The organism is Caulobacter sp. S45, from assembly GCF_903642205.1.
Taxonomy (GTDB): Bacteria; Pseudomonadota; Alphaproteobacteria; order Caulobacterales; family Caulobacteraceae; genus CAHJWH01.
In genome coordinates, this window is the sequence record NZ_CAHJWH010000198.1 from 1 (window position 1) to 4,867 (window position 4,867).

Below are 4,867 nucleotides of genomic sequence, written 5' to 3' on the forward strand. Positions count from 1 at the left end.
GGTGACCACCTCGGCCGCGATGGCGCCGCGCTTGTCGGCGGCGAGACGCTTGTAGGCGGAGGCGATCGCGGGCAGGGCGGCCACGCGGGCGTTGGCTCCGAGCAGGCCCAGGAACTTGCGGGTGAGGGGCGTCACCTGAGCGGCGTCGGCGATGGCCAGCACGCCCTTAGCCTTGTCCTCGGCGCCCAAGGTGGGGGAGTCCAGCAGGCGCCGAAAATCCCGGCTCTCGGCGCGCATTTGCACCAGTCCGGTCAGGTCGGCTTCGACCGCCGCCACGGAGCCGCCCTGCTCGGCGAGGTCGTAGAGCGCCTGCGCATAGCGCGCGCCCACGTCCGCGTGTCTGGAGTCGTCAGCCAATCGAATTCGCCCGGTCTGCCGCCCCGCCCTGACCGCCCCCGGCTGCACCCAAAGGCGGCGGAAGCGATGATCGGCGCGCAAGAAAAGCCCGCGAGAGCAGATGCCTTCGAGGGGTCGCGGGGCGATAGCACGGGTGCGGCGAGCCCGCAACCAAGGGGTCCCGGTCACGCGCTATGGCATCTGCGCCTTGGGGAAGTCGGCCCAGACCTCGTCGTAGTCGAGCTGCATGAGCGGCGTCCGCACCGCCCAGGCGGTGGGGCGCTGGACGCGGCGGCTCTCGAACATGAAGGCCAGCGTCCCTTCGATCTTGTGCGGCTTCAGCTCGGCCGCGCTCGCACCCTCCCAGCTCGCCCGGTCCGGCCCGTGGCCGTTCATGGAGTTGTGCAGGCTGGCGCCGCCCGGCGCGAAGCCGCCGGCCTTGGCGTCGTAGGCGCCGTGCACCAGGCCCATGAACTCGCTCATGACGTTCCTGTGGAACCAGGGCGGCCGGAAGGTGTGCTCGGCCACCATCCAGCGCGGCGGGAAGATGACGAAGTCGACATTGGCGGTCCCCGGCGTCTCCGACGGAGAGGTCAGGACAGTGAAGATCGACGGGTCGGGATGGTCGAAGCTGACCGTGTTGATGACGTTGAACCGGCGCAGGTCGTAGCGGTAGGGCGCCAGGTTCCCGTGCCAGGCCACCACGTCGAAGGGGCTGTGGTCCAGCAATGTTGTCCACAGGCCGCCTTGGAACTTCTGCACGAGCTCAAAGCCGCCCTCGACGTCCTCGAAGGCGGCGACCGGCGTCTCGAAGTCGCGCGGATTGGCGAGGCCGTTCGATCCGATGGGGCCGAGGTCCGGCAGGCGGAGCAGGGCGCCGTAGTTCTCGCAGACATAGCCTCGCGCGGCTCCGTCCGGCAGCTCGACCCGGAAGCGGGCGCCGCGGGGCACGACGGCGACCTGCTGCGGCTCCAGCGCGACCACGCCGAGTTCGGTGACCAGCCGCAGCCGCCCCTGCTGCGGCACGATCAGCATTTCGCCGTCGGAGTTCTGGAACGCCCGCCGCTCCATCGACAGGTTGGCGGCGTAGAGGTGCACGCCGAGCCCCGAGCCGGCGTTGACGTCGCCGGCGCCGCAGTAGGTCACCAGGCCGTCCAGGAAGTCGGTCGGCGTCTGCGGCGTGCCGAGCGGGTCCCAGCGCAGGCGGTTCGGCGTCGCGGGCATCTCCTCGAAGGGTGCGGTGCGCAGCCGCGTCTCCCGCCCGTAAAGCTGGAACGGCGCGTGGCTGGCGGCGGGCCGCAGGCGGTAGAGCCACGACCGCCGGTTCTCCGCCCGGGGCGCCGTGAAGGCCGTGCCGGACAGCTGCTCTGCATAGAGTCCGAACGGCGGCCGCTGGGGCGAGTTCTGGCCGACCGGCAGGGCGCCCGCGACCGCCTCGGTGCTTACATGGTTGCCGAAGCCCGGGATCATCGCGGGCTCCGGCGTGGCGGCGGCTGCTGCGACGAACGCGCGCTCGCCGGACGGCTGGATCGTCACCGCCCCGCCCTCAGGCGTCCACCTTGATCACGCCGCGCCGGATCTGGTCCAGCTCAATGGACTCGAACAGGGCCTGGAAGTTGCCGACGCCGAAGCCCTGGTTGCCCTTCCTCTGGATGATCTCGAAGAAGATCGGGCCGAACAGGTTCTCGGTGAAGATCTGCAGCAGCAGGCCCTCCTCGCCCACATTGCCGTCGATCAGGATGCGGTTGCTGCGCAGCCGCTCAAGGTCTTCGCCGTGGCCGGGCACGCGCTTGTCGACCAGCTCGTAATAGGTCAAGGTCGTGTCCTGCAGCTTCACGCCCCGGGCGCGCAGCTTCTCCACCGTGGCGAAGATGTCGGGCGTGGTCAGCGCCAGGTGCTGGATGCCCTCGCCCCTGTACTCGCGGATGAACTCCTCGATCTGGGAGGTCTCGTCCTGGCTCTCGTTCAGCGGGATGCGGATGGCCTTGTCGGGCGCGATCATCGCCTGGCTGAACAGGCCCGTGGCCTGTCCCTTGATGTCGAAGTATTTCTGCTCCTCGAAGCCGAACAGCTTGCGGTAGAACTCCGACCAGGTGCGCATCTCGCCGCGGCGCACATTGTGGGTCAGGTGGTCGAGCAGGTCGAGGCCTACGCTGTTCGCGGCCGCCGCCTCGCGCCAGCCGGGGACCTCGGCCCAGCCGTCGTACAGCTCGCCGGCCGCCCCGTGCCGATCGACCAGGTAGAGGTTGGAGCCGCCGATCCCCTCCAGCACCCGCGAGCCCTCGCCGAGCGCGCCGCGGCCGGCGTTCGCCGGCCTGGCGCCGCGATCCAGCGCCGCCTCATAGGCCGTGTCGGCGTTCGCGACGCGAAAGGCCATTCCGTTGGCGGAAGGGCCGTGGGCCGAGCGGAACTCCGCCGCCTGGCCTTCGCCGCTCCGGTTCAGCAGCAGGTTGATGCGGCCCTGACGATAGTGGACGATGTCGCGATCGCGGTGACGATGGGCGGCCACGAAGCCCAGCTGCTCGAACTGGGCGGCCATGGCGGCGGAGTCGGGCGAGGTGAACTCGCAGAATTCAAATCCGTCCAGGCCGAGCGGATTGGCCTCGAGATCGGCCATGGCGGTGTCCTCCCCTGATCTGAGGTGACGTTACGCTTTGGACATCGGTCGTCAAAGCACCGCATCATCCACGCCACGATGAACATCCCGGCGATCCATCGGTTCAGCCTGGGAGAGGAAACATCATGCTGAAGAGCCACCAGGTCATAGGCGCGGGCGTCGCGGTCGCGGGCGCGGACAAGCTGCTGGGAGACCGCGCCTATCAGGGCATGTTCCGCCATCTCGGCTGGACCCAGAACCAGATGCGCCAGGTGGCCGCCGCCGAGGTGCTGGGCGGCGTGCTGATGATCCTGAAGCCGACGCGCAGGCTGGGCGCCGCCATCGTGCTGGCGGCCTCGGCCCGGGTCCTGGCGGCCGAACTCGGCGCCCATGACAGCAAGCTTGCGGCGTCCCGGGGCGGCGTCCTGCTGGCCGCCTTGGGCGTGCTCGTGGCGCCCTGACATCGCCGCTCCAGGTGGTGGGCCCGGCAGGAGGGCTCTGCTCTCGTGAGCGAAGCCAAGAAAATCTTTTAAACGCAGGGCCCAAGGCCGCATCCACCAGCTTATTGGAGCCCGAAGGTATCCCGCTAGGTACCACGCGTTGGCAGAGTAACCCGTCCCTTGTCCGGACTTCTGCGGCGAGGAAGGCGGCGCTACGCCGCCGCCATCCGCTCCTACCCTGGTGGCCGACTTCAACAACATGAGGAGAGAAGCTTCCCCGCCCCGATAACTCAGCCCGTCTCGGCGCGTTTCGGCTCCGCCTCAGGCCGCCTTTGCTCGAACTCCGGGATGTCGCCCGGCTGGCAGTCGAGATAATCGCAGATCGCCTACCAGGTGGAGACGCGCAGCCCCTTCACCTTGCCGGATCTCAGCAGCGACAGGTTGGCCTCGGTGATGCCGACGGCCTGGGCGAGAGCTTTGGACCTCACCTCGCGGCGGGCCAGCATGACGTCGTGGCGGACGGTGACGGGCATCAGACGAACCCTCCAGCGTCTCGATCTCGCGCCCGAGCCTCATGACGTCGATGCGGCCGAGATCGCGCGAGCTGGTCGTGATCTCCCAGCCTCCGAACGAGAGGTCTGTGACGCGCTCCGGAGAAGGGGTTGATCACCTTGCAAGACAGCAGGAGCCTTCGAGGCGTCAGAGCCACCCGGCTTGGCGAAGTGTGGCGACCCGATTTCGCGCGACTGGAACGCGCAAGCCGTTTTCCAGCACCAGCGTTGCAGTCCGGCCCTCCTGCTCCACGCGCTGCACGGCGGTGCGGGTCACCCACCAGGAGCGATGCACCTGCTCGCCTCGGCTCACACCCACCTCGGTCATGGCTCGGCGCAGGCCCATGAGGACCAGTTCGGAGCCCTGGGGCGTGTGCACCCTCACGTAGTGATCCTCCATCTGGAGGCAGAGGACGTCAGCGCGGAGCTGCGGCGGCAGCCCTGAGGCTGCGGCGCCGATCGGCGCTGCGGGCGCCACGATAGCTTCTGCCGAGTGGGCCAGCTCGGGAGCGCCCGAAGGTCCAGCCCTGACCCGCTCCAGCCACAGCACGGCGGCTACCAGGGGCGCGGCGATGAAGACCGTCTGGGCGTACCAGTCGAGCGGGCTCAGGAACCCCGTGTAGCGGGGCCAGACGCTTCGCCCAACGCCTGCGACCACCGCGGCCAACGGCGCGCAGGCCGCCAAGGTCGCCACGCCCGCGGTGAACGGCGTGGGGAACCCGCGGGCTGCCCCGAACCTCACGGCGGCGCCTACGCTCACCCCCAACAGCAGCGTGCCGGCCCAGAGCAGCCCCGTCCAGTAGGCGATCCGCTCCACCGCGCCGCCGTTGCCGTAGCTCCCAAACGGGCCGATCACGCCTAAGGCCAAGCCGATCGCCGTAGCCCAGCTCAACCTGCGGGCCCACGTCTCAGGGCGTCCGATCATTCCCGCCATCCGCATGGCC

The 4,867-nt window shown here is 69.4% G+C and carries 5 protein-coding genes and 1 pseudogene; 1 reads left to right on the forward strand and 5 read right to left on the reverse strand.

The window, feature by feature from the left end; genetic code table 11:
* The 3 genes from HUV06_RS14640 to hppD form a co-directional block, all read right to left on the reverse strand.
* The coding region (locus HUV06_RS14640; RefSeq protein ID WP_174301988.1) for a FoF1 ATP synthase subunit delta at window positions 1-357 on the reverse strand (357 nt) is incomplete at its 3' end.
* 171 nt (window positions 358-528) lie between these two features.
* On the reverse strand, window positions 529-1,806 hold the full coding sequence (gene hmgA / locus HUV06_RS14645; protein WP_174301993.1) for a homogentisate 1,2-dioxygenase: 1,278 nt from the start codon (window positions 1,804-1,806) through the stop codon (window positions 529-531).
* Window positions 1,807-1,882: 76 nt separating this feature from the next.
* Window positions 1,883-2,953, reverse strand: coding sequence for a 4-hydroxyphenylpyruvate dioxygenase (gene hppD / locus HUV06_RS14650; protein ID WP_174301989.1), 1,071 nt, complete (start codon window positions 2,951-2,953; stop codon window positions 1,883-1,885).
* A gap of 125 nt (window positions 2,954-3,078) precedes the next feature.
* On the opposite strand from hppD, the gene HUV06_RS14655 reads away from it, so the two are divergent.
* A complete protein-coding gene (locus HUV06_RS14655) occupies window positions 3,079-3,393 on the forward strand; it encodes a hypothetical protein (protein ID WP_174301990.1) in 315 nt (104 codons plus the stop codon).
* 269 nt (window positions 3,394-3,662) lie between these two features.
* Here HUV06_RS14655 and HUV06_RS16535 read toward each other — a convergent pair.
* Together HUV06_RS16535 and HUV06_RS14665 are read right to left on the reverse strand one after the other, a co-directional pair.
* Window positions 3,663-3,905: pseudogene (locus tag HUV06_RS16535) on the reverse strand (helix-turn-helix domain-containing protein).
* Between the two features lie 166 nt (window positions 3,906-4,071).
* On the reverse strand, window positions 4,072-4,867 hold a 796-nt coding region (locus tag HUV06_RS14665), incomplete at its 5' end, for a LytTR family DNA-binding domain-containing protein (RefSeq protein ID WP_217433904.1).